Source organism: Streptomyces typhae, assembly GCF_009755605.1.
In the GTDB taxonomy this organism is placed as follows: Bacteria; Actinomycetota; Actinomycetes; order Streptomycetales; family Streptomycetaceae; genus Streptomyces; species Streptomyces typhae.
Window position 1 is genome coordinate 192333 of record NZ_WPNZ01000008.1, and the last position, 24671, is coordinate 217003.

The following is a 24671-nucleotide window of genomic DNA, read 5'->3' on the forward strand; positions in this document are numbered from 1 at the left end:
GTAAGGGGCTTGGGACGCCGGGGTCCTCCCTCAGGCGGGCGCCGGGTTCACCTGCGCGCAGGACGCCGCCCCCCGAGTACCGCCCTAGCTTCGAGAGTCAGGGGAGGCGGCGCGGCGCCGCCGCCACACGACGGGGGGCGACTCCATGACAGGCAGCGACAGGAGCGGCGGCACACCCGTGCGGGAGGGCGGGACTTCCCCGCGGGACGGCGGCGCACCGGTGGGGGACGGCGTGCCACCCGTGCGGGGCTTCGCGGCGCGCGCCGGGGTCTGGAGCGCACGCCACCGGTGGGCCGCGGTCGGCATCTGGATCCTCTTCGTCGTCCTGGCCATGGGCGCCGGTTCGGCGACGGGCCGGACCGACGCCCCGGAGAACGACCTGAAGGGCGAGATCAACCAGGCGCGGCAGATCACCGACGACGCGGGCATCGAGGAGCCGACGGGCGAGCGGGTCCTCGTGCAGACCCGCGGGGACGGCGGTCCGAGGACCACCGACCCGCGCTTCCGCGCCGCCGTCGACGACGTCGTGCGGGCGCTCCGTGACACCGGCGAGGCGTCGGCCGTCGTCTCCCCCTACACCTCGGGCACGCTCTCGAAGGACGGCCGCAGCGCCCTGGTCACGATGGACCTGCGCGGCGACCCGGACACCGCCACCGACCGGGTCGGGCCAGTCCTGAAGGCCGTCGGACGGGTGGCGGAGCGGCACGAGGACGCGGGGCTGCGGATCGAGCAGATCGGCGGCGCCAGCATGGAGAAGACGTTCGACGACGCCTTCGGCAACGACTTCCGGCAGGCCGAGTACTCGGCGGTGCCGGTGGCGTTCGGCATCCTGCTGATCGCGTTCGGCGCGCTGGTGGCGGCGCTCCTGCCGGTGCTGCTCGCGATCTCCGCAATCGTGGCGACGATGGGCCTGATGGCCCTGGTGAGCCATGTGCAGCCGATGGGCGACGTGGCGGACTCGGTGATGCTGCTGGTGGGCCTCGCCGTCGGCGTCGACTACTGCCTGTTCTATCTGCGGCGCGAGCGCGAGGAGCGCGCCCGGGGCCGGGACCCGCGGACGGCGCTGCGGATCGCGGCGGCGACCAGCGGCCGGGCCGTGGTCGTCTCCGGCATCACGGTGTGCGTGGCGATGGCCGGCATGCTCTTCACCGGCATCACCGACTTCGAGGCGATGGGGCTCGCCTCGCTGATCGTGGTCGCGGTGGCGATGGTCGGCTCGGTGACGGTGCTGCCCGCGCTGCTCTCGCTGCTCGGCGAGCGGGTGGAGAAGGGGCGGCTGCCGCTGCCGCGGCGGACGCGGACCCGGCGGGCCGGGGCTCGCGCCGGGTCCGGGCCCGGCGCCGGAGCTGGGCCCGGAACAGGATCCGGGGCCGGGCCCGAAACAGGACCCGGAGCCGGGTCCGGATCCGGGTCCGGTCGGCCGGACAGCAGGGAGAGCAGGCTGTGGCGGGCCGTCGTCGGTGCCGTCCTGCGGCGGCCGCTGCTGTGGACCGTGGTGGCGGCGGGCACCCTCGCCGCCATCGCCCTGCCCGCTCTCGGCATGAGGACACAGCAGCTCACCCTCGACCAGGAGTTCGGCGACTCGCTGCCGATCGTGGCGACGTACGAGCGGGTCAACGAGGCGTTCCCCGGTGGCGCGGACCCCGCGGAGGTCGTCGTCGAGGCGGACGACATCGGCTCCCCCGCGGTCACCGAGGCGCTCGCCGACTTCCGTACGCGGGCGGTCTCGTCCGGCGCGTCGAAGGGGCCGGTGGAGCTGAAGCGGTACGAGAAGCAGAACGTGGCCGTGCTCAGCGTGCCCCTGGTGGGCGGCGCCGACCAGGACCGGGCGGAGAAGAGCCTCGCGCTGCTGCGCGACGAGGTGCGCCCGGCGACGCTCGGGAAGGTGTCCGGCGTGTCCGCTCCCGTGACCGGGCAGGTCGCCGCGTCCAGGGACTTCAACGCGCAGCTCACCTCCGCGGTGCTGCCCGTCTTCGGTTTCGTGGTCGCCTTCGCCTTCGTCCTGATGCTGCTCTCGTTCCGCTCGCTGGCGGTCGCGGTCACCTCGATCCTGCTCAACCTCCTGTCGGTCGGCGCGGCGTACGGCGCCCTCGTCATGGTCTTCCAGCACGGCTGGGGCGCGTCCCTGGTCGGCGCGGAGGGCGTGGGCGCGGTCGTCGCGTGGCTGCCCCTGTTCCTCTTCGTGATCCTGTTCGGCCTCTCGATGGACTACCACGTGTTCGTCGTCTCCCGGATCCGCGAGGCGCGGCTCCAGGGGCGCACGACGAAGGACGCGATCGCGCACGGCGTCATCACCACGGCGGGCGTGGTGACGAGCGCGGCCGTCATCATGGTGGCGGTGTTCTCGATCTTCGGGACGCTGTCCATGCAGTCGATGAAGCAGATGGGCGTCGGCCTCGCGGCCGCGGTCCTCATCGACGCGACCGTGATCCGCGGGGTGCTGCTGCCGGCCGTGATGGCGCTGCTCGGGGAGCGCAACTGGTATCTGCCGCGGTGGCTGCGCCGGCTGCCCGACCTCACGCACGACGAGGCGACACCTCAGGAGTCCCTGCCGCCGTCGCCGGAGTCCTCGCGTACGCGAACCGGGGCAGGAAGTACTGGGTGACCGGCCCCATCGCGAGCGCGTACAGCACGGTGCCCGCCCCCACGCTCCCGCCGAGCAGCCATCCCGCGGCGAGCACGACGACCTCGACGAGGGTACGCACCAGGCGCAGGGAACGCCCGGTGAGCGCGGCGAGTCCCGTCGTCAGGCCGTCCCGGGGGCCGGGGCCGAGGCGCGCGCCGACGTACACGGCGACGGAAAGACCGTTGGCGAGGACCCCGCCGAGCAGCAGCGCGGTCCTCGCGGCGAGCCCGAGGTCCTGCGGTACGAGCCACAGACCGGCGTCGGAGGCGTAGGCCACGACGACGACGTTGGCCGCGGTGCCGAACGCCGGCCGCTGCTTCAGGGGGATCCACAGCAGCAGGACGAGGACGCCGACGAGGGCGCTCACGGTGCCGAAGCTCAGCGGGGTGTGCCGCTCGACGCCCTGGTTGAGCACGCTCCAGGGGCTGTTGCCGAGCCCCGCGCCGACCATCACGCCGATGCTGAGGCCGTACAGGGCGAGCCCGGCGAAGAGCTGCGGCAGCCGTCTGAGGGGGCGCTCGCGCAGCGGTACGCGGGTGAGGGTGAGAGGTCCGGCGTTCTGCCGCATCGGGGGCTGCCTCCAGGTGCTCGCGTGCGCGCCGGGGTCCCGCCGCGGGCTCGCTGGGAACCACCGGGCGGCTCCAGTCCAATGAACGCGAGTCTGTACCGTCATTGGCCTGCCTCCACATGGCCAATCCGGGGAGAATGGTATGGAAGAGCGGGAGCCTGAGGGCCGGACCCTGGGGAGCCGCGGTCTGGCCGCCCTGCTGCCCGATCCGGCGGCGGCCCGGCCCGCCTACCGCCATCTGGCCCGTGCCATCGGCGCGCTGATCCTCGACGGCAGGGTCGCGCTGCACGCCAGGCTCCCCGCCGAGCGGGAGCTCGCCGCCGCCCTGAACGTCAGCAGGGCCACCGTCACGGCCGTGTACGACCTGCTGCGGGAGGGCGGCTACGCCCGCAGCAGGCAGGGCTCGGGAACCTGGACGGCGCTGCCCGAGGGGCGGACACCGCGCGGTGTCACCCGGCTGCTGCGGCCGCAGGACAGCGCGATCGACCTGGCGCGGGCCGCGCCCGCGCTGCCCGAGCAGGCGCTCGCCGACGCCCTCGCCGAGGTCGCGCCCCAGCTCGCCGAGCACGCGCACACCCCCGGCTACCACCCCTACGGGCTCCCGGAGTTGCGGGCCGCCGTCGCGGAGCGCTACACCCTGCGGGGCCTCGCCACCACGCCGGAGCAGATCCTGGTGACGTCCGGCGCGCAGCACGCGCTCACGCTCGTCCTCGGCCTCCTGAGCGGCCCCGGCGACCGGGTCGTGGTCGAGAACCCGTCGTACCCGAACGCCCTGGAGGCGATGCGCCGCGCCCGGCTGCGCACCGTGCCGGTGCCGGTCACCGACACCGGCTGGGACGTGGAGATCCTGGAGTCGGCGCTGCGCCGGGCGGTGCCGCGCCTCGCCTACCTCATCCCCGACTTCCACAACCCGACGGGCTGCCTCATGCCCGCCGCCGAGCGGTCCCGGGTGCTGCGCGCCGCGCACCGCTCAGGGACCTGGCTGGTCGTCGACGAGACACTGGTCGACCTCGCCCTCGACGTGGCCGCCCCGGCGCCGTTCGCCGCGCACGGGACGCCCGACGCGGTCGGCAAGGTCATCACCGTGGGTTCGATGAGCAAGTCGTACTGGGGCGGGCTGCGCGTCGGCTGGCTGCGGGCGCCGTCCCGGCTCGTCACCGAGCTCGCGGGGCAGCGGGTCGCCACCGACATGGGCGGCTCGGTCCTCGACCAGCTCCTGGCGCTCGCCCTGCTCGCACGGGAGGACGCGCTCCTGCCGCCCCGCCTCGACCGGCTCCGCGAGCAGCGCGCCGCGCTCGCCGCCGCCCTCACCGACCAACTGCCCGGGTGGACCTGGCGGCTGCCTCCCGGCGGCCTCTCCCTCTGGGTCGACCTCGGCGAACCCGTCGCCTCCGCCCTCGCGGAGCGGGCCCTCGACTACGGCGTCCGGATCGAGGGCGGCGCCTTCTTCGCCCCCGACCCCGGCCTGTTCGAACGGCGTCTGCGCATCCCGTACACCACCGGCCCCGCCGTCCTGCGCGAAGCGGTCCAGCGGATGGCGGCCACCCTCGCCGACGGCCTGCCGCCGTCCCGCGGGGACCGGGGGCCGCGCTGGATCGCCTAGGCGCCGGGCGGCGGACTACGCGGCGGCGGCCGCCCTGCGCTCCTCGAAGGATGCGAGGGTACGGCCGAAGTCGCGGGTGGACAGCAGGAGCTTGTAGATGATGGCGAGCTCGAAGACGAGCAGCAGCACCCCGGAGACGATGGTGGCGGGAACCACCACGTCGAAGAGCGGCCCGATGATGAAGACACCCATCTGGAACTCGATGCCGCTCACCAGGTGGGTGCGGATGCGGTGCCGCAGGAGGAAGGAGCGGGCCCGCAGGTACGCCGGGAACTTGCCGCGGAACTCCTGGTGCAGGTCGATGACTTGCGGTTTCTTGAGCGCCGCGGCGGGCAGCTGTCCCGGGAGGTGCTCGGAGGTGGCGGGTGCGCCCGCCGCCTCCGCCTTCGCGCGCTCCAGGTCCTGCTCCACGTCCGCCTCGGGGTTGTCCCGCAGCAGGTCCTCCATGAAGGCCAGCTCGGCGGCGTTCTCGGCCCGGCGGGCGGCCCGCATGTGGGCCTTGATCTGCTTGCGCATGGTGTGCCGGATCTTGAAGATCTCCAGCGAGTTGATGTAGCGGAGGGTGTCGAGGAAGACGACGGCGACCGCGAGCCAGATGTAGATCGCGTCGTCCGTGCGCGCGTACTGACCGCCCATCAGGGCGACCCCGCACACCATCACCCGGATCCGGTCGAAGACGAAGTCGAGCCAGGCGCCGAAGACGGAACCCCGGCCCGTCAGCCGGGCGACCTTGCCGTCCATGCAGTCCAGGACGAAGCTGCAGTGGTAGACCACGGCGCCGACGACGAGCCAGCGCCAGTCCCCGAACGCGAAGAACACCGACGAGACGAGCCCGAGCAGGAACGCGCCCCAGGTGATCTGGTTCGGCGTGATCCGGGTGCGCAGCGCGGTCTGGCGGACGAGTGGCGTGGCGACGGGGTCGACGAGCAGCACCGTCCACCAGGCGTCGCGCTTCTTCTCGGTGATGCGGCGCACCTCGGCGAGCGGCGGTATCTCCGGCCGCTCGCCGCTGCGCGCGGACTGGTCGGGCAGGGACCGTGGCATGGACGGCATGGGGCAACTTCCTGGCGTTTGAATGAAGTTCATCTCACGCTAGGAAGTCGTTCACCGGAGGAACAAGAGGCGCCCGGGGCAACCTTTCGCGCAGGGCAATGGTCCAACAGGCACATCAGGTCCATGGGTCATCCAGGGCGGGTTCGCGCCGTCGGCGCGCTACCGGCGGACCTTCACATCAGCGTCACCCGCGGCCCGCACGATCTCCTCCTGGATCAGGTCGGCCGCCATGGCCGTGCCGCCCTCGCCCGCCATGCCCGCGCGCACCTCCTGGAGGCGGCGCGCCACCTCCGGGTCGTCGACGAGCGCGAGGACGGCGGCGCGCAGCGACTCGGCGTCGGCCTCCGCCATCGGCAGGTGCCGGGCGACGCCGAGGGCCTGGAGCATGTCCGCGTTGCCGAACTGGTCGACGGCCTGCGGCACCGCCACCATCGGTGTCGCGGTGGCGAGGCCCTCCTGGCTGCCGCCGGCCCCGGCGTGCGTGACGAAGGCGTCGGCCTGCCGGAGGATCGCGAGCTGCGGGACCCAGCTGCGCACCTCCACGTTCGCGGGGATGTCGCCGAGCTCGGCGGGGTCCACGTGCCTGCCGACCTGGAGGACCAGATGCCAGCCGGGCAGGTCACCGAAGGCCTTGACGCACTCCCGGTAGAAGGCGGGCTGCTTGGTGAACGACGAACCGAGCGAGACGAGCACCACCTTCTCGGCGCCCGCGGGCCGCTCCCAGTCGCCCTGCGCGGCCCGGTCGCCCTGGCAGGCGCCCACGAAGGTGTGCACGCGCTCGTCGACCCGGTCGGCGTTCGGCTGGAGCGCCTTGGGGATGAGGACGAGCGAGCGCGGCGGGCGGCCCACGAACGGGTCCGGGTGCTGGTCGATCCCGTTCTCCTTGAGCCAGGCCGTGAAGCGCGCGTAGTACGCCTGCCCGCGCTCGGTCGCGAGCAGCGGCTCGTACAGGGGTGCCGCGACCTCCTCCTCGTACCCGTCCCACGCCACCAGGTTCGGCGACAGGGAGATCTCCGGGACGCCCCACTGGCGGGCGAGGACGCGGGCGGGATAGGACGTGATGTCGTGCAGGACGAGGTCCGGTTCGTCGCCCTCGTACGCGGCGCGCAGGTGCGGCAGCGCGTTGATGGCGTCCGCCAGGAACGGTTCGATGTTGTCGATCAGGGTGTCGCCCCAGGCCTCCGGGTCGTCGTCGGCGCCCGGCAGCGTCGTGGGGTAGAGCACGGGTTCGGCTCCCGTCTCGGCGACCTTCTCCTCGAACGCGGGCGGGATCGCGTACGTGACGCGGTGCCCGCGGGCGACGAGCTCCCGGATCACTTCGAGACTCGGGTTCACGTGCCCGTGGGCCGCGATGGAGAACATGGCGATGTGGGCACGCTTGCGTGTGGTCATACGCCCACCTTAAACGAGACGATACGTCTCGTACAACTCTCTGGCAGGGCGCCTTCTGCGCACGGTCCCGCCAAGGCCCCCCTAAGGGGCGCGGGGAACGGCGCGACCAGCCACAACAAACCCGCAGACGCGCCTGCACAGCCGCTCAGCAGACGCGACAGCGACACGTCCTCGGCTGAGCGCGCAGTTCCCCGCGCCCCTGACGGGGCACGACCAAGGCCTCCCCAGGGGCGCGGGGAACGGCGCGACCAGCCACGACAAACCCGCAGACGCATCTGCACAGCTGCTCGGCAGACGCGACTGTGACACGTCCTTGGCTGAGCGCGCAGTTCCCCGCGCCCCTGACGGGGCACGACCACAGCCCCCCCCCGGGGACGCGGGGACGGGGCGCGTCAGCGCTGGTAGCGCTTGAGGACCAGGTTGCCGTCCTCCACCAGCCGATCGCGCAGCGCATCGGCGTCGATCGCGCCGCTGTAGTACTCCTGGAGCGCCGGAGTGGCGATCTTGTCCATCCACTCCGGGTAGCCGCGCACGGACTGGGCGGGAGCGGGACGCAGGTACCGGGCGAGGGCCGTGCCCGTCGCCCAGTCGTCCTTCCGCGTGCGCAGCGCGGGATCCCCCAGGGCCGCGCGGCCAGTAGGAAGCATCCAGTCGCCAAGAGCGAGCCGCACCATGTTGTCCGGCCGCAGGAAGAAGTCGATGAACGCGGCGGCCTCCTTCTTGTGCGGGCTGTCCTCGGCGACGGACAGCGTCTGCGGACTGACGCCCTGGGCGAGCCCGTCCCGCCCGGCGGGCGCGGGAAGCACCTGCCAGTCGAAGCCCTCCGGCGCCTGCTGGACGATCTGCTGACGGTAGGAGAACCCGAGCGGCACCATCGCGTACTTGCCGCCGAAGAAGCCGGGCAGCGTGTCCGAGCCGCCCATCCCGAGCGTGGAACCCGAGGCGCTCCCGTCCACGTTGACCTGGTCGTGGACGGTGCGCGGCACCACAGCGTCGCCCTCCTCGAAGCGGATGTCGACCTTGCCGTCGGCACCCCGGTGGAAGAGCTTCCCGCCGGCCGACAGGGACAGGTTCAGGGTCGCCGACACAGGCTCCTTCAGCGGCCAGGCCACCCCGAACCTGTCCTTGCCGCCGCTGCTCAGTTCCTTCGTCACCGAACGGAACTCCGCCCAGCTCCACGGCTCTTGCGGGGTCGGGATGCGCACCCCCGACTCCTTGAGCCACTTGGCGTTGGCGATCAGGACGCGCGGCTCCTGGAGGAACGGCACGCCGTACACCTTGCCGCCGAACGTCGTCGTCTCCCAGCTCGCCTGCGGGATGTCCGCCTTGAGGCGGCGCGGCAGGAGCTCCCCGAGGTCCGCGAGGTAGCCCCCGTACGCGAAGTCAGCGAGATCGTCGGACGCGTCATGGATGATGTCGGGCGCCTCACCGCCCTCGAAGGACGTCAGGAGCTGGTCGTGGATGCTCGTCCAGCTGCCCTGGACGTACTCGACCCGCACGTCGGGGTGGGTGGCGTTCCACTCCGCCACCAGCTCCTCGTTGGCCTCGACCGACTCCTGCTGCCAGGCCAGGGACTGGAAGCGCAGCGTGACCCGGCCCCCCGTGTCCCCGTCGTCGCCGCCGGAGCACCCGGACAGGAGCAGCACGAGCGCGGCGGCGACGGCGACGAGCGCGCGCACCCGGGCGGCCATCAGCCCTTCACCGCCCCGGCCAGCATCCCGCCGGTGATCCGCTTCTGGATGATCGCGAACAGGACGAGGGACGGGAGCGTCGCGAGGAACGCCGCGGCGGCGAGCGGGCCGAGGTCGGCCGTGCCCTCCGCGCCGAGGAAGTGCGTGAGGACGACCGGCAAGGTCTGCTTCTCCGGGGTCTTGAGCAGGACGAGCGCGAAGAAGAACTCGTTCCACGCGGTGATGAAGGCGAACAGGGCCGTCGCCACGATGCCGGGCGCGAGCAGCGGTACGGTCACCGAGACCAGCGTGCGCAGCCTGCTCGCGCCGTCGACCGCCGCGGCCTCCTCCAGCTCGGCCGGTACGGCACGGACGTACCCGACGAGCATCCACAGCGCGAAGGGCAGCGCCCACACCACGTACACCATGATCAGGCCGGGCAGCGAGTTGATCAGGTGCAGGTTCTTCAGGACCAGGAACAGCGGAATGATCACCAGGACGAACGGGAACGCCTGGCTGACCACGACCCAGCCGGTCGCGGCCCGCGCGAGCAGCGTGCGGTGCCGCGCCATGACGTACGCCATCGGGGTCGCGACGACGACGGCGACGACTGCCGCGCTCAGGGCGGCGACCAGCGAGTTGCCCGCGGCTTGCAGGAGCGGCTGCTCGTCGAAGGCCTGGCGGTAGTTGGCGAGGGTCGGGTCCTTCGGGATCCAGGTGGGGTGCAGGCTGCCCAGTTCGGTGGCCGGCTTGAAGGAGGTGGAGATCAGCCAGAGGAAGGGGAAGGCGAGGAAGACGAGGTAGGCGAGGAGCGCGAGGTACTGTCCCGCGCGGGCGGGCCCGCCGGTGCGGCTCGCCCGGCGGGGGCGGTCCGCGCGGCGGGGGCGGGTCACGCGACCAGGGCGGTTCGCGCGGCCCGCCCGGAAGGTGCGGCTCGTGCGGCTCGTGCGGGTCATCGTTCGTCGGCCCCCCTCAGGCGGCCCACGAGATACACGGCGAGGAGCACCGAGATCACCGCGACCATCACACAGCCCATCGCCGCCGCGTAGCCGAACTGGCCGTAGCGGAAAGCCTCTTCGTACGCGAACAGCATCGGCAGCCGGGTACGGCCGCCGGGGCCGCCGTTGGTCAGGACGTAGACCAGGGCGAAGGAGTTGAAGTTCCAGATGAAGTTGAGTGCCGTGATGGCGAGCGCGACGGGCTTCAGGGCCGGCCAGGTGACGGTGCGGAAGCGGCGCCAGGCTCCCGCGCCGTCCATCTCGGCGGCCTCGTGCAGTTCGCGCGGCACGTTCTGCAGTCCGGCCAGCAGCGCGACCGTGGTCTGCGGCATGCCCGCCCAGATGCCCACGACGATGACGGCGGGCAGCGCGGAGCCGATGCCGGTGAGCCAGTCCCGGCCGTCACCGAGGCCCAGGTCGCGGATCGTCTCGTTGAGGATGCCCGCGTCCGGGTTGTAGACCAGGCGCCACATGATGCCGACGACCACCTCCGGCATGGCCCACGGGATGATCGCGAGCGACCGGGCCAGCCCCCGGAAGCGGAGGTTCTGGTTGAGCAGCAGCGCGAGGCCGAGGGCCAGCAGGAACTGCGGCACGGTCACACCGACCGCCCACACCAGGCCGATCCGGAAGGAGTCCCAGAACAGGGTGTCGTGCAGCAGGTCCTGGAAGTTGAGCAGCCCGATCCACTCGGTGGGCTCGGTGCGGCCCGACTGGGAGTCGGTGAAGGCGAGCGAGATGCCGTAGAGCAGGGGACCGACGCTCAGCACGAGGATCGGCAGGAGAGCGGGCAGGACCAGGAACCAGGCACCGTGATCGAGCATCCCGGCGGGCGGGGCACCTCTTCCCTCGCCCTTGCCGGACCGCTTCTTCGCGGTCGCCAATGTCACGGGATCGGCTCCTTTGGGCGGCTGATCGGGTTGCGGCCGCCCAGGCGGCCCCCGTCATCGTGCTGATGTGACCTGGATACGTCAAGCAACCGCGCACGCCGGAAGTCGGGTCTGGCCTGTGCGAATGCGAGACTTGTGCGGCGGCCGCACGGCCCCGGCCGCGAGTGGGCCACAGGGTGCGGGAGTGCGGAGGCGACGGATGGACGAGGCAGGGGCGCGGGACGTCCTGGACGCGGCGGGCCTGGGGGCGGCCGCCCGGGACCGCGCCGAGTTGCTCGCGCTAGGCGAGAACGCGGTGTTCGCCGTGGAGGACCTCGTCGTGAAGGTCGGCAGGGACGCGCCGGAGCTGCTCGACCGGGCGCGGCGCGAGCTCGCCGTCGCACAGTGGCTGCGGGACCGCGGTGTGCCGGCCGTGCGGGCCGCGGAGCCGGAGCCCCGGTTCGTCGCCGGGCATCCGGTGACGCTGTGGCACCGGCTGCCCGCGGCGGTGCGGCCCGCCACCGCGGAGGATCTGGCGGGGCTTCTGCGCCTTGTGCACGCGCTGCCCGCGCCTCCCTTCGCGCTGCCGCGGCGGGAGTTGCTCGGGGGTGTCGAGCGGTGGCTGCGGCTTGCCGGGGACGCGGTGGACATCGAGGACGCGGACTATCTGCGGGAGCGGCGGGACGGGTTCGCCGCCGCCGCGGAGGCGTTGGTGCCCTGGCTCGCGCCCGGCCCCGTGCACGGGGACGCATTGCCGCGCAATGTCCTCGTCGGGGCCGAGGGGCCCGTCCTCGTGGACCTGGAGACGTTCTCCTTCGACCTGCGGGAGCACGATCTGGTGGTCATGGCGCTGTCCCGGGATCGGTACGGGCTCGGGGGCGAGGCCTATGACGCGTTCGTGCGGGGGTACGGGTGGGACGTTCGGGAGTGGGAGGGGTGTGGGGTGTTGCGGGGCGCGCGGGAGACTGCCAGCTGTGCGTGGGTTGCCCAGCATGCGCCGGGCAACCCTGCTGCTCTGGTCGAGTTCCGCCGCCGCGTCGCGTCCCTCCGGGACGGGGACCCCACCGTGCGCTGGCACCCCTTCTGACCGGCCTCTCCCCCACCCGCCCGCCCTCCCCGCGCTGTCGCGTCCCGCGCTGTCGCGCGCGTCCTCAATCGCCGGACGGGCTCCTTGTCGCGCTCCGCGCTCGTCCTCAAACGCCGGACGGGCTTTTACCCCCACCCGCCCGCCCTTTCCTCTCCCTCCGGGCGGGCAGAAGCGGGCAGAGTCAGCCCGTCCGGCGTTTGAGGACGAGGCCGTTCAGGCCGATCGGGGGGCGCGCCCCGGCGTGGGGCGAGCCGGAGGGCGGGGTGAGGAGGGGCAGGCTTCGTGCAAGCGGGGTCACACGCTCGCGTTCGCGTTCTCGCGGAGGGGCCAGGTGCCGTCCACCACGGCGTCGGCGTCGCCCTTGCGGCGCAGGAAGGACTGGAAGTCGGCCGCCCACTCGGCGTACCAGTGGACCTGCCGCCGATGGAGTTCGGCGACGCCGAGCTCAGCGACCTTGGGGTGCCGGGCACCGATCGCGCAGGCGAGGAGCGCGGCGGCGAGGGCGTCGGACGAGGCGTCGTGGGCCGACTCCAGGACCACGCCGTACTCCGTGCAGACCGCTTCGAGGTTGCGCTTGCCGCGGCGGTACCGGTCGACGGAGCGGTCGATGGTGTACGGGTCGATGACCGGGGCGGGCTCCGCGCCGCCGAGCCGCTCGCGCAGCGAGGCGAGGCCGTGCCGCCGCAGCTCGGCGGAGAGCAGGCTCAGGTCGAACGCGGCGTTGTACGCGACGACCGGCACGCCGGACTGCCAGGCGGACACCAGGACCCCGGCGATCGCGTCGGCGACCTCCGCGGCGGGCCTGCCCTCGGCGGCGGCCCGCTCGTCGGTGATGCCGTGCACGGCGACCGCGTCCGGCGGGATCGGCACGCCGGGATCGGCGAGCCACTCGCGGCGCCCCAGCTCCTGCCCGGCCCTGACCTCGATCACCGCCCCGGTGACGATGCGCGCCTCCAGCGGATCCGTGCCCGTCGTCTCCAGGTCGAAGCCGATCAGCAGCTCCCGGTGCCAGCCCATGGCCGCCCCCTTCGTCGTGGTGCTTTCCCCCAGTGACCACCACGATCCCATGCGCCACTGACAATCCGATGGCCGGATTCCGTTTCTCCCCGGGCCGGGTCCGGGGGACGCCGTTCACGACACCGGCCGCGAGTCGGCCCACGCCGTCTCGAATTCCTCCCGATAGGTGGGGAAGAGACCATGTTCGCCCTGATCGCCCGGTTTCAGTACGCGACCGCCGCCGCGGAGTACCAGGACGGGCGCCTCCATGCCGCGCGTGCGGCGCAGATACGACTGCACGACGGCGATGCCGTCCGCGCCGTCGCCGTCCACGAGGTAGGCGGTGAAGCGCGGGGTCTCGTCGAAGACCTGGATCTCGAAGGCGCCGGGGTCCCGCAGCCGGGCCCGCACCCGCCGCATGTGCAGGATGTTGGACTCGACGGCCCGGCTCAGCTCGCCCCGCTTCATGCCCAGTTCGCGCTCGCGCCGCTTGACCGCGCTGCTCGCGGGGTTCAGGAAGAGCAGCCGCGTCCGGCAGCCCGACTCGGCGAGCCGTACCAGGCGCCGCCCGGAGAAGTTCTGGACGAGGAGGTTCAGGCCTATCCCGATGGCGTCGACGCGCCGGGCCTCGCCGAACAGGTCCTCGGCGGGGAACTGCCGCAGCAGGCGCACCCGGTCGGTGTGCACGCCGACCACGTCCGCGTACCGGTCGCCGACGAGTTCCTCCACGGCGTCGACGGGCAGCCGGCGCGCGGAGGGGGTGTCGGAGGCCGCGCCGAGTATCTCCAGGAGCCGGGCCGAGGCGCGTTCGGCCTGGGCCAGGACCGTCGGGGACAGGGCGCGGTTGCGGGAGACCACGTTGCGCGTGACCTCCAGTTCGTCCAGGGCCAGCTCGACGTCGCGCCGGTCGTCCAGATACGGCTCGAAGCACGGCCAGTGCTGGACCATCAGCTCGCGCAGCTGCGGCAGCGTCAGGAAGCTCAGGACGTTGTCGTCGGCGGGGTCGAGGAGGTAGCCCTTGCGGCGGCTCACCTCGCGGACCGCGACCGCGCGCTGCACCCACTCCTGGCCCGCGGGGCCCGCCGCGGCGACGACCCAGTCGTCGGCGTGGACGGGCTCGTAGACGGGACGCAGAACAGCGGCCACGACCGCCCGCAGCCGCTGCTCCACCAGATTCAGCCAGATGTAGGCACGCCCGGCGCGCTGGGCGCGCGTGCGCACCTCGCGCCAGGCGTCGGCCCCCCAGTCCAGCTCGGGACCGATCTGGGATCCCGTGTCCATCGGCCGTGCCAGCGACACGGCCGACGCCGGGACATCGGCGGAGCCCTCCTCGTGACTCTCGTCACCAGGGGGCAGTTCCCGCCCACCCGAGCTCACCCACGCACCGCCTTCCGCTCCCCCCGGACTCTCCCCCGGTCAACGATCAAGGAAGGGTACTCCGGGAGCGGCGGGCGGTGCAGCCGGATGGGCAGGGTCGTCGCTCAACCGCCCAGCGGCGGCTTGCCGTTCTGCGCGGCGAGGTCACTCGGTGTGAGCGGGCTCATGGCGGTGACGTCACGCGGAGCCATGGAGAAGCCCTGCCAGTGGACCGGCATGGGCTGCTGGTCCTCGTCCCTCGCGATGTGGTGGAAACCGATGTTCACCCAGGTGATGGGGTGCGTGAGGGTCTGGCCGTCGACCCACTTGTCGACGCTCGTGGGCACGTTGTTGCCGCACGAGGGGTTGTTGCTCGCGTACTGCTCGCACTTCTTGTACTGGGTGAAGAACACGTCGTGCTTGGTGTACGGCCGGCCGGCGTGCTTCTGGCTGGGACCGGGCACGATCTCGTACGACCGTGGATGACCGTCCTTGTTCTTTCCTGCCGTCGACACCACACGCCACCACCGCATGTCCTTGCGGTCGCCCGCGAGCTCCTTGGTGACCGGGGTGCGGGTGGTCTTCGTGGTGGGGCTGCCGCCGTTCGCGGGCGGCGGGGTGACCTTGGAGTCGTACTGCTCGACCTTGGCCTTCGGCGAGCCGTCGAGGCCGAAGTTCATCCGCCAGAAGACGTTGTGGGAGTGGCTCTCGGCCTTGGCCTGGTCGCCCTTGCCGATGGGCCAGCCACGGCTGTCGCCGCCGTCGAAGTCGTACGGGGAGAGGCTGCCGGTGGCGCCCACGTTGGAGGAGATGGTGCCGTCCGAGGAGAACCGCCACTCGGTGATGTACTCGTACCAGGAGGCCTTGTTCACGGTGTACACGAGCAGGTCCCGGCCCTGACCGGTGTAGACCTTGCCGGTGCCGCCGGTGCTCGCGTCGTTGTTGAGGCGGTAGGCGTGGCCCCGCGCGCGCGTGGTCACGCACAGACCGGAGACGTTGCCCCGGTCGGGCACCTTGACGGTCTTGATGGTGCCGCCGGGACACTCGCTGGTCTTCAGCTTCTGCAGGGCCCGGCCGAAGTCGGTGCCCGTGATGTCGTCGAACTCGGCCTGGCCGTCGTCGTAGGGGACGTGCACCTGCGCGAGCCGGGCGCTGGTGAGGACCGGGATGGGCTTGGCCTCGCCCTTGGGCTGGTAGCTGATGTTGTCGAGGATCAGGCCCGACAGCGTGTTGTAGTGCCAGCACATGCGCCAGGTCGTACCGCCGTCGACGGTCTTCTCGATCTTGTAGGCGTCACTGCAATCGGCCGCGGCCGTCGCCGCTGCCTTGGGCGCGGCCTTCGCGGCCGCCTTGTCGGTGGCCGAGGCGGGGCTCGACGCCGCTATCGCGGCACCGAGCAGCGCGGTCACCGCGAGGGCCGTACCGGCCCCCCTGCGGGCGCGCGTGAGTCTCTTGCCGTGCGAGACATGCATACGGAAATGGCTCCTTCAAGGAGAGTGGCTCTCGGGGAGAGCGGGTGGGTGCCCTGCCGGGCGGTCAGCCGAGACGGCCCACGCTGCGCGCGCTGAGGTCGACGACGAAGGCCCTGGTGTCGATCCACGGTCCGCTCTTGACCTTCGCCACGACCTGGAGACACCGGTGCTTGCCGCACTCGGTCAGGTCGGACGGCACGCTCTTGATCGTCTCCTTGCGGAAGACGAAGCCGCTCAGCTCCAGGTCGCCGGGGCCCGCGAGCGCCTTGCCGGTGGCCTTCTTGAAGTCCTGCTTGAGGCCCTTGCCGTGCTTGTCGGCGATGAGCAGGCTCGCGGCCTCGGTGAGCTCCTCCGCGCTGGGCGGCGACTGGACGTTCTGGGCCTGGTCCGTCGTCTCGACCTTGCCCGTGTCCAGGTTGACCGTCTTGGTGATGACGGTGTCCTTCTTGTAGTCGTAGTAGACGACCTGGGCGCGGCGCGGTGCGCCGGCGCCGCCCTCACCCGGCTCGCTCTCGGCGAGGTTCGTCGAGAGCCGCTGCGGTCCCCTGTCCCCCTCGACGTCCCGCGCGCTGGAGCGCAGGCCGTTGCTGTCCAGGGCCGACTTCTGGGCCCTTTCGGTCTCGGCGTCGGTCAGCGGGTCGCTGCCTATGCCCCGGTCCTTCTCCTCGGGGGCGTCCTCCACCACGCCCTCGCGCCCCACCGCGTCCCCGGCGGCCGCGCCCGCGGCGGTGCTCCGGTTACCGGAATCCCCGGCTCCTGCCTGGTCGGGCAGGGTGACGGCCACCATGGTCGCGGTGACGGCCACGGCCAGGGCGCCGCCGGCGACCACCTTCCCCAGGTGTCGTCTGACTAGCTTGCGCACATCCTCCCCCTATCTCCCCGTTCAAGCCCCAATTTGGGGCATGTCGAGTATGTGGACAGTCGGTTAGACGGCTCCAACTCCTTGGTGGTTGCCCGCACTTTCGAGCAGACTCCGGGACAACTCAGGTCATGATCGGCGTCGATCGTGGAAGAGTCTTAGACATGCAGGTGTGGCCTGGGCAGGCGTACCCCCTGGGTGCCACGTACGACGGCGCCGGGACGAACTTCGCGGTCTTCTCCGAGGCCGCCGACCGAATGGAGCTGTGTCTGCTGCACGACGACGGTTCGGAGACCGCCGTCGAGCTGCGCGAATCCGACGCCTTTGTGCGCCACGCCTACCTCCCCGGCATCATGCCGGGGCAGCGGTACGGCTTTCGCGCACACGGCCCCTACGACCCCGGGCGCGGGCTGCGCGGCAACTCCGCGAAGCTGCTGCTCGACCCCTACGCGCACGCGGTGAGCGGCCGGATCGACTGGGGCGAGGAGGTCTACGGCTACCACTTCGGGTCCCCGCAGCGGCGCAACGACCTGGACTCGGCGCCGCACATGATGACGTCGGTGGTGGTGAACCCCTACTTCGACTGGGGCGACGACCGTCCGCCGCGCACTCCGTACAACGAAACGGTCATCTACGAAGCCCACGTCAAGGGCCTCACGATGCTGCATCCGGAGCTGCCGGACGAGCTGCGGGGCACCTACGCGGCCCTCGCGCACCCGGCGGTCATCGACCATCTGACCGAGCTGGGCGTCACGGCCCTGGAGCTGATGCCGGTCCACCAGTTCGTGAACGACCACCGCCTCGTCGACATGGGCCTGAACAACTACTGGGGCTACAACACCATCGGCTTCTTCGCCCCGCACAACGCGTACGCCTCCTGGGGCGACCGGGGCGAGCAGGTCCTGGAGTTCAAGTCGGCGGTGCGGGCGCTGCACGCGGCCGGCATCGAGGTGATCCTGGACGTGGTCTACAACCACACGGCCGAGGGCAACCACCTAGGCCCCACGCTGTCCTTCCGGGGCCTGGACAACGCCTCGTACTACCGGCTCACCGACGACCCGCAGTACTACATGGACACCACGGGCACCGGCAACTCACTGCTGATGCGCAGCCCCCACGTCCTCCAGCTGATCATGGACTCGCTGCGGCACTGGGTCACCGAGATGCATGTGGACGGCTTCCGCTTCGACCTCGCGGCGACGCTCGCGCGCCAGTTCCACGAGGTGGACCGGCTCTCGTCGTTCTTCGACCTGGTGCAGCAGGACCCCGTGGTCAGCCAGGTGAAGCTGATCGCCGAGCCCTGGGACGTCGGCGAGGGCGGCTATCAGGTGGGGAACTTCCCGCCGCTGTGGACGGAGTGGAACGGCAAGTACCGCGACACGGTACGGGACCTGTGGCGGGGTGAGCCGCGCACGCTCGCGGAGTTCGCCTCCCGGCTCACCGGCTCCTCCGACCTGTACCAGGGAGACGGCAGGCGCCCGCTCGCCTCGATCAACTTCGTCACGTGTCACGACGGCTTCACGCTGCACGACCTGGTCTCCTACAACGAGAAGCACAACGAGGCCAACGGCGAGGACAACCAGGACGGCGAGAGCCACAACCGCTCCTGGAACTGCGGCGCGGAGGGAGAAACCGACGATCAGGACGTCCTCGCGCTGCGCGCCCGGCAGCTGCGCAACTTCGTCGCCACGCTGATGCTGTCCCAGGGCGTGCCGATGCTCAGCCACGGCGACGAGTTCGCCCGCACGCAGGGCGGCAACAACAACGCCTACTGCCAGGACAACGAGGTCGCCTGGGTGCACTGGCCCGACGGCGAGACCACGCTCCTCGCGTTCACACGCGCGATGGCGTGGCTGCGCCGCGACCACCCGGTGTTCCGGCGGCGCCGCTTCTTCCACGGCCGTCCCGTCGAGGGCACGCACGACGAGCTGTCCGACATCTCCTGGTTCACACCCGAGGGCGAGGAGATGACGCAGGAGGACTGGGACGCCGCGCAGGCGCGGGCGCTGACCGTGTTCCTCAACGGCAACGCGATCTCCGAACCCGGCGAGCGCGGCGAGCGCATCTCCGACGACTCGTTCCTGCTGATGTTCAACGCCTCGGCCGAACCCCTGGACTTCGTGGTGCCCGTCAACCAGGGCGCCCAGTGGCAGGTGGTGGTGGACACCGCCCGGGAGGACGGGGTGCCTCCGGGTACGGGGACGAAGGTACGGGCCGGTGAGCGGGTCACGCTCGTGGACCGGAGCCTGACGGTGTTGCAGCGTCCCGCCTGAGCCCGCGCGGGCGGCGGGCGCCCGGGGGTCCGGGGGTCGCGCCGCTCCTGGGTCCCGGTGGTCCCGGGCGGGCGGTGAGGGCGACGGCGAAGGCCGCCGCGGCGGCCGTGCTGCCGAGCGCGAACGCGGCGCCCGCGCCGTGCGTCTCGGCGAGGCGGCCCGCCACCGCGAGGGTGACGGCCTGCCCGCCGACGAAGGCACTCGCCGCGCACGTCATGCCCTCGGCGAGCCGCGCCCGCGGGACGGCGCGTTCGGTGAGGGCGAAGCCGGTGACGAGGTTCGGGGCGTAGACGGCTCCGAAGACGGTGACGACGGCCTACAGCACCGCCGTGCTGTGGGTCCACACCAGCGGCAGGGAGAGCAGCGCGGCGGCGGCCGTCGCAACCGCCGGCGCGCGTGCAGCCCGAAGCGGTCCGGCAGCGCGGCCGTCGCGAGGCCCGTGACCGCGCTCATCACCCCCACCAGACCGGCCTGGCCGGGCGCCCCCCGTTTCTCGGTGAGCGCGGTGATGCCGGCCCCGCAGGCGCCGAGCAGCACACCGAGGAAGGCCAGGCCGGTCCGGACGACGTACACCTCGCGCGGCAGCCGGGCGCGCGCCGTGCGGGTGTGCCCGCGGTGTCCGCTGCTCCGTGCCGGGGTCCGGCGCCCCGTCCCGTGCGCGCCGTCGGGTGCAGCGCGAAGGCCGTGCCGCAGACCGCGACCAGGAGCACCGCGACGGCGAACGCGTACGCCGGGTGGCCCGCGAGGGCGGTGAGCCCCACCAGGGCGGGGCCGAGCACGAAGGACAGCTCGTCCGTCGTGGACTCCAGGGACAGCGCGGTGCCGACGAGCCCGGCGTCGGCGCCCCGGTCCCGGGCCAGGCGCACGACGCGGGCGCGGGCGAGCGGCCCGATGCCGGGGACGCCGGCGCCCGCGAGGACGCCGAGGAGCAGCAGCGCGGGAGTGGGCAGCTCCAGGAGCGCGCCGAGCGTGTACGCGGCGACGCAGACCGCGTTGGGGCCGCGCACGCGAGGACCACGGGCCGCTGGCCGCGCCGGTCCGCGAGCCGCCCGACGAAGGGGCCCGCGGTCACCTGCCCGAGCGCGAGCGCGCACGCGACGGCACCGCCGGTCGCCGGCGACCCGCTGGTCCTGCTCACCAGGAGCACACTGCCGAACTGGATGACGGCGACGGGCAGGCGCCCGAGGAACGAGACCACGGGGAGGGCGACGCCGGTGAGCGCGACCGCGTGCCGGTACGCGGCGAGCACGCCGCGCGCGCCCCGCGCGTCCGGCCCACCCGGCGCCTCGACGCCTCCGGGGGCATCCGCACCGCCGCACCGCGCACCCGCCCCGCGCGTGCTCGCGTCGCGCGCCCCGTCGTCCCGGGGGTCGCCGTCGCGTACCTTCTCAGCCATCGTTGGACGCCAACGGCGGGCCCGCCGGGGCGCGCATGCGCCGAAGGCACGAAAGACCGCCAGGAGGGTACGTACGTTCGCATGACGCCACAGCGCCCCGAACCCGTGGTTCCGCCGCCGCCGACCGCCACCTACCGGCTGCAGCTCCAGCCGGACTTCCCGTTCGCGGCGGCCGCCCGCACGGTGCCGTATCTGGCCGCGCTCGGCGTCTCGCACCTGCATCTGTCGCCGATCCTCGAAGCGGTCCCGGGATCGACGCACGGGTACGACGTCGTGGACCACGGGAGCGTCCGCGCCGAGCTGGGCGGTGAGGAGGGGCTGCGGGCCCTTTCGGACACGGCGCGCGCCGCCGGGCTCGGCCTGGTCGTGGACATCGTGCCGAACCACATAGCGGCCTCGCCGCGCCACAACCGGGCGCTGTGGGAGGTGCTCCGCGAGGGACCGCACTCGCCGTACGCCCGCTGGTTCGACATCGACTGGGAGGCGGGCGGCGGCAAGGTGCTGCTCCCCGTCCTCGGCGGGCCGGTCGGCGGCGAGCTGGCGCACCTGCGCGTCGAGGACGGGGAGCTGCGCTACTTCGACCATGCGTTCCCGCTGCGCGAGGGCACCGGGGAGCTGCCGCTCGACCGCCTCCTGGACGCCCAGTGGTACCGGCCCGCCTGGTGGCGCCTGGCCCGCACCGAGATCAACTACCGCCGCTTCTTCACCATCTCGGACCTGATCGCCGTACGGATCGAGGACCCCGAGGTGTTCGACGCGACGCACGCGACGGTGCTGCGGCTGCTGCGCGAGGGCGTCGTGGAGGGCCTGCGCGTCGACCACCCCGACGGTCTCGCCGACCCCGGGGCGTATCTGCGCCGGCTGCACGAGGCGACCGGTGGGCGCTGGACGGTCGTGGAGAAGATCCTCGCCGACGGCGAGCGGCTGCCCGCCGCCTGGCAGGTGGCGGGCACCACGGGCTACGACGCGCTGCGGCACGTCGACGGCGTCCTCGCCGACGACTCCGGCAGCGGGGATCTCCTCGGCCAGTACCGCAGGTTCGCGGCGCCGCCCGCCGACCGGGGCGGCGACTGGGGGGCCACGCTGCGGCGCGCCGCGTACAAGGTGGTCACGCACGAACTCGCCGCCGAGATCGACCGGCTCACCCGCGAGGCGACAGCCCTGTGCGCGGCGGACCCGGCACTGCGCGACCACGCCCCGTGGGCGCTGCGGGCCGCGCTGCGGGAGCTGCTCGTACGCCTGGAGGTCTACCGTCCGTACGCCGCCGGGGGCGCCGACCCCGGGACGGTCCTGACGGCCGAGGCGGCGGCGGACGCGAAGGCGGTGTTCGCGGTCCGTGAGGAGGGCGGGGCGGTGGACGCCGTGCGAGGGCTCGTGCTCGGGGGCGCGGGAAGCGCCGGTGGCGCGGGGTATGAGGGTGGCTTGGGCGGCGCGGACGGTGTGGGGGGCGTGGGCGGCACGGGGGGCGCAGGTGGCCTGAGTGGCACGGGTGTCCTGAGCGGTACGAGGGGCCTGAGCGGCGCGGGTGGGGTGTCCGGCGTGGGTGCCGTCGAAGCGGCTCGGAGCGCCTTCCGGGCGCGGTTCGCGCAGACGGCGGCGGCGCTGCGGGCCAAGTCCCTGGAGGACACGGCGTTCTACCGGCACGCGCCGCTCCTGTCGGCCGCCGAGGTGGGCGGCTCGCCGGACCGCCCCGCCGTGGACGTGGCGGAGTTCCACGCGTACTGCGCGCGCGTGCAGCGCGACTGGCCGTACTCGGGCACCGTCATGACGACGCACGACACCAAGCGCAGCGCGGACGTGCGGGCGGGCGTGAGCGTCCTGTCGCAGGCGCCCGCGCGGTGGGCTGCGCTGCTCGCGGAGGTGACACGCCGGACCGAGGCGGGCGGCCGGCGCGCGCCCGACCCGCAGCTGGCGTGGGCGGCGTGGCAGACGGCCGTGGGGTTCGCCCCGGCCGCGCTGTCGGCGGGGGCGACGGGAGCCACCACGGCGGGGACCACCACGACGGGGGCCACCACGGCGGGTGCCGCTTCCGGGACCGATGCCGACGCCGAGGCCGGGGCCGCCTCCGGGACCGATGCCGACGCCGAGGCCGGGGCCGCCTCTGGCACGGGCGCCACCTCCGAGACCGGGGCCACCGCCGCAACCGGTCCCACCACCGAGACCGGTCCCACCACCGATGCCGACGCCGTCTCCGGAACCGGCGCCACCGGCTCCGGCTCCGGCTCCGGCTCCGCGGGACCGTACGCGCAGCGCCTGCGGGGCGCCCTCCTCAAGCACGTCCGCGAGGCGGGCCTGCACACCAACTGGACAGAGCCCGACGAGGCGTACGAGCAGGCGGTGGCGGCCTTCCTGGAGGCCGGGCCGTGCGGGCCGCCGCTGCACGCGGTGACGGACTTCGCGGCCGAACTGGCCCCGCACGTCCGGGCGAACGTGCTCGGCGGGGCGCTGCTGCACCTCACGATGCCCGGGGTGCCGGACCTCTACCAGGGCACGGAGCGCGAGTACCACGCCCTGGTCGACCCGGACAACCGGCACCGCGTCGGCTTCGACCCGGCCCTCCTGGAGCGGCTCGACGGGCCGAGGGAGGGCTGGGGGCTCTCCGACGAGAAGCTCGCGGTGACGGCGGCGGCGCTGCGGCTGCGCGCGCGGCGGCCGGAACTCTTCGGTGGCGCGGGCACCTACGAGCCGCTGCCCGCGGTGGGCTCCAAGGCCGGGCACTGCCTGGCCCACCGGCGTTCGGGGGCCGTGGTCGTAGCCGTGACCCGGCTGTCCCTGCGGCTCGCCGACGCGGGCGGCTGGGGGGACACCGCGCTGCCGCTCGGCGGGGACGGCTGGCGCGATCTGCTCGTACCGGGGCGGGAGTTCAGCGGCGACGCGCGCGTGGCGGAGCTGTTCGCGGAGCTGCCGGTGGTGCTCCTGGAACGCGTGTGACGGCTCCCGCGCGTGTCCTGGGGAACTCGGGTCCCGAGTGCTTGACACGTGTACCGCCCCGTGGGGTACTGCGGGTTGTGTCAGCGGGCCGACCAAGCGGGGGTGAGTCGACTGGCGCAGGGCCGCTATCCCACCGTTCCCGAACTCCATTCGGCCGCCCGGGAGCTGGCTGCCCGCCGCCCGGAGCTGAGCGTGCTGCGCCGCGTCGGCACGTCGCGCGGCGGACGGCCCCTGTACCTGCTGTCGGTGGGCGAGTCCCCGTACGCGGTGCTCGTGGTGGCGGGTGCGCACGCCAACGAACCCACCGGCGGTGCCACGCTGCTCGCGCTCGCCGAACGCGCCGTCACCGACCGGCGGTTGCGGGCCGACACCTCCTGGCACTTCCTGCTGTGCGCGGACCCGGACGGCGCGAGCCTGCACCGGACACCGGCGCCGCGGTCCCTCCTCGACTACCACCGCCACTTCTTCCGGCCCGCGGGCCCCGAGCAGCCGGAGTGGTCGCCTTCCGTCCTGCCGCCGGACCGGCTGCCGCCGGAGACCCTTGCCCTCAAGGGCGTCATCGACGAGCTGCGGCCGTTCCTTCAGGTGACCCTGCACTGCACCGACCTCGGCGGCAGCTGGGTGCAGCTCACCCGGGACATCCCCGGCCTCGCCGGGCCCTTCGCCGAGTCCGCCGCGCGCCTCGGCATCCCGGTGGAGGCGGGCGCCTCGGACGCGGCGGGGTGGCCGGTGTCGGGGCCCGGCGTGCACGTCCTTCCGGGGCCCGGGTCCGCGGCGGCCTACCCGAGCCTGCCGGAGGACGCCCGGCACACGACGTGGCACCACGTGCACCGCTACGGCGGCACCACCGCCATCGTGGAGGTGCCGATGTGGGCGAGCGACACGGTGGGCGACGCCGTGGCGCACCCCGCGCCCAGGACGGCGATGCGGTCCTTCGCGACGCGGCTGCTGCGTGACGCGCGCCTGGTGGAGGACGTGCTCCGGGACGCGGGGCCGCGCCTTCCGCGGGCGCAGGGGCCGTTGCAGCGGGCGGCCCTGTGGGCGCTGGCCCTGGTCCCCGGGCTCGCCGACGACTGGCGGCGGCTGCCGCCCGCGGGCACGTCGAGGGCGTACGTCGGGAGCGTCGACGCCTTCGGGCGGCGCCTGCCGCTGCGTGCGGCGGCGATGCTGCTGCGGGTTCTCGACGGCACCGGCGACGGCACGGGCGGTGGCGGTGGCGGCTTCCGCGGTCCCGGCGGCACGGCCGGTTCCGGAGGCGGGGATTCCGTGGACGGTCGGGCGGTGCGGCGCCTGGAGGGTCTGGTGCGGACCTGGAGCGAGGACTTCGCCGACCGGTTCGGTGCGCGCTGGGTGCCGCTGGAGCACCAGGTGGAACACCAGGCCCGTACGACTCTGGAGGCGGCGCTGCACGCCCGCGCGGCGCTCCGCAGGGGCTGAGCCGGAAGCCGCGTGCCCCGCTCGGCGAGGCAGCCGTGCCTCGTTGTGCCAGGAAGCAGCGTGCCCCGCTCAGCGCAGAAGCCGC

Annotated in this window: 17 protein-coding genes; 6 read left to right on the forward strand and 11 right to left on the reverse strand. The window is 73.2% G+C overall.

The features are described 5' to 3' along the window. The first annotated feature begins 241 nt into the window (after nucleotides 1-241). The gene (locus tag GPA10_RS16530; protein WP_343040999.1) at nucleotides 242-2605 is read left to right on the forward strand and encodes an MMPL family transporter; all 2364 of its coding nucleotides are present in this window, start codon (nucleotides 242-244) and stop codon (nucleotides 2603-2605) included. Here GPA10_RS16530 and yczE read toward each other — a convergent pair. Further along, nucleotides 2517-3194, reverse strand: coding sequence for a membrane protein YczE (gene yczE / locus GPA10_RS16535; RefSeq protein ID WP_157166183.1), 678 nt, complete (start codon nucleotides 3192-3194; stop codon nucleotides 2517-2519). The two genes, GPA10_RS16530 and yczE, sit on opposite strands and share 89 nt — an antisense overlap. Nucleotides 3195-3336: 142 nt before the next feature. On the opposite strand from yczE, the gene yczR reads away from it, so the two are divergent. After that, on the forward strand, nucleotides 3337-4797 hold the full coding sequence (gene yczR / locus GPA10_RS16540; RefSeq protein WP_157166184.1) for a MocR-like transcription factor YczR: 1461 nt from the start codon (nucleotides 3337-3339) through the stop codon (nucleotides 4795-4797). Between the two features lie 15 nt (nucleotides 4798-4812). Here the strand turns inward: yczR and GPA10_RS16545 are convergent, their stop codons facing one another. The 5 genes from GPA10_RS16545 to GPA10_RS16565 form a co-directional block, all read right to left on the reverse strand. After that, nucleotides 4813-5841: a CDP-alcohol phosphatidyltransferase family protein gene (locus tag GPA10_RS16545; protein WP_157166303.1), complete on the reverse strand. Its 1029-nt coding sequence runs from the start codon at nucleotides 5839-5841 to the stop codon at nucleotides 4813-4815. A 168-nt stretch (nucleotides 5842-6009) separates the two neighbouring features. After that, nucleotides 6010-7242 carry a macrolide-inactivating glycosyltransferase gene (gene mgt, locus GPA10_RS16550; RefSeq protein WP_157166185.1) on the reverse strand — a complete coding sequence of 411 codons (1233 nt, stop codon included), beginning with the start codon at nucleotides 7240-7242 and terminating at the stop codon, nucleotides 6010-6012. Between the two features lie 392 nt (nucleotides 7243-7634). Next, nucleotides 7635-8933: an ABC transporter substrate-binding protein gene (locus tag GPA10_RS16555; RefSeq protein ID WP_157166186.1), complete on the reverse strand. Its 1299-nt coding sequence runs from the start codon at nucleotides 8931-8933 to the stop codon at nucleotides 7635-7637. Beyond that, nucleotides 8933-9868 carry a carbohydrate ABC transporter permease gene (locus GPA10_RS16560; protein ID WP_246259220.1) on the reverse strand — a complete coding sequence of 312 codons (936 nt, stop codon included), beginning with the start codon at nucleotides 9866-9868 and terminating at the stop codon, nucleotides 8933-8935. The genes GPA10_RS16555 and GPA10_RS16560 overlap by 1 nt, the downstream gene beginning before the upstream one ends. After that, entirely contained in the window at nucleotides 9865-10800 is a 936-nt protein-coding gene (locus tag GPA10_RS16565) for a carbohydrate ABC transporter permease (protein ID WP_079086553.1), read from the reverse strand. The genes GPA10_RS16560 and GPA10_RS16565 overlap by 4 nt, the downstream gene beginning before the upstream one ends. A 199-nt stretch (nucleotides 10801-10999) precedes the next feature. Between GPA10_RS16565 and GPA10_RS16570 the strand changes: the two genes are divergently transcribed. After that, nucleotides 11000-11866, forward strand: a complete 867-nt coding sequence (locus GPA10_RS16570) for a phosphotransferase enzyme family protein (protein WP_058849334.1) — start codon at nucleotides 11000-11002, stop codon at nucleotides 11864-11866. A gap of 294 nt (nucleotides 11867-12160) precedes the next feature. Here the strand turns inward: GPA10_RS16570 and GPA10_RS16575 are convergent, their stop codons facing one another. The 4 genes from GPA10_RS16575 to GPA10_RS16590 form a co-directional block, all read right to left on the reverse strand. Beyond that, a complete protein-coding gene (locus GPA10_RS16575) occupies nucleotides 12161-12883 on the reverse strand; it encodes a 3'-5' exonuclease (protein ID WP_058849335.1) in 723 nt (240 codons plus the stop codon). A gap of 114 nt (nucleotides 12884-12997) precedes the next feature. Next, nucleotides 12998-14239: an SAV2148 family HEPN domain-containing protein gene (locus tag GPA10_RS16580; RefSeq protein WP_343040963.1), complete on the reverse strand. Its 1242-nt coding sequence runs from the start codon at nucleotides 14237-14239 to the stop codon at nucleotides 12998-13000. 104 nt (nucleotides 14240-14343) lie between these two features. Further along, nucleotides 14344-15690: a copper amine oxidase gene (locus tag GPA10_RS16585; RefSeq protein WP_157166187.1), complete on the reverse strand. Its 1347-nt coding sequence runs from the start codon at nucleotides 15688-15690 to the stop codon at nucleotides 14344-14346. A 64-nt stretch (nucleotides 15691-15754) separates the two neighbouring features. Further along, a complete protein-coding gene (locus tag GPA10_RS16590; RefSeq protein WP_343040964.1) occupies nucleotides 15755-16552 on the reverse strand; it encodes a Tat pathway signal sequence domain protein in 798 nt (265 codons plus the stop codon). Between the two features lie 161 nt (nucleotides 16553-16713). Here GPA10_RS16590 and glgX point away from each other — a divergent pair, with 161 nt between their 5' ends. Next, nucleotides 16714-18822 (forward strand): glycogen debranching protein GlgX, encoded by a 2109-nt coding sequence (gene glgX / locus GPA10_RS16595; RefSeq protein WP_157166188.1) that lies wholly within the window; start codon nucleotides 16714-16716, stop codon nucleotides 18820-18822. A gap of 452 nt (nucleotides 18823-19274) precedes the next feature. Here the strand turns inward: glgX and GPA10_RS16600 are convergent, their stop codons facing one another. Next, nucleotides 19275-19829 carry a hypothetical protein gene (locus GPA10_RS16600; protein ID WP_157166189.1) on the reverse strand — a complete coding sequence of 185 codons (555 nt, stop codon included), beginning with the start codon at nucleotides 19827-19829 and terminating at the stop codon, nucleotides 19275-19277. 470 nt (nucleotides 19830-20299) lie between these two features. Between GPA10_RS16600 and treY the strand changes: the two genes are divergently transcribed. Both treY and GPA10_RS16620 read left to right on the forward strand, forming a co-directional pair. Then, entirely contained in the window at nucleotides 20300-23149 is a 2850-nt protein-coding gene (gene treY, locus GPA10_RS42490; RefSeq protein WP_246259223.1) for a malto-oligosyltrehalose synthase, read from the forward strand. Between the two features lie 102 nt (nucleotides 23150-23251). Continuing rightward, nucleotides 23252-24586, forward strand: a complete 1335-nt coding sequence (locus tag GPA10_RS16620) for a M14 family zinc carboxypeptidase (protein WP_343040966.1) — start codon at nucleotides 23252-23254, stop codon at nucleotides 24584-24586. Nucleotides 24587-24671: the final 85 nt, after the last annotated feature.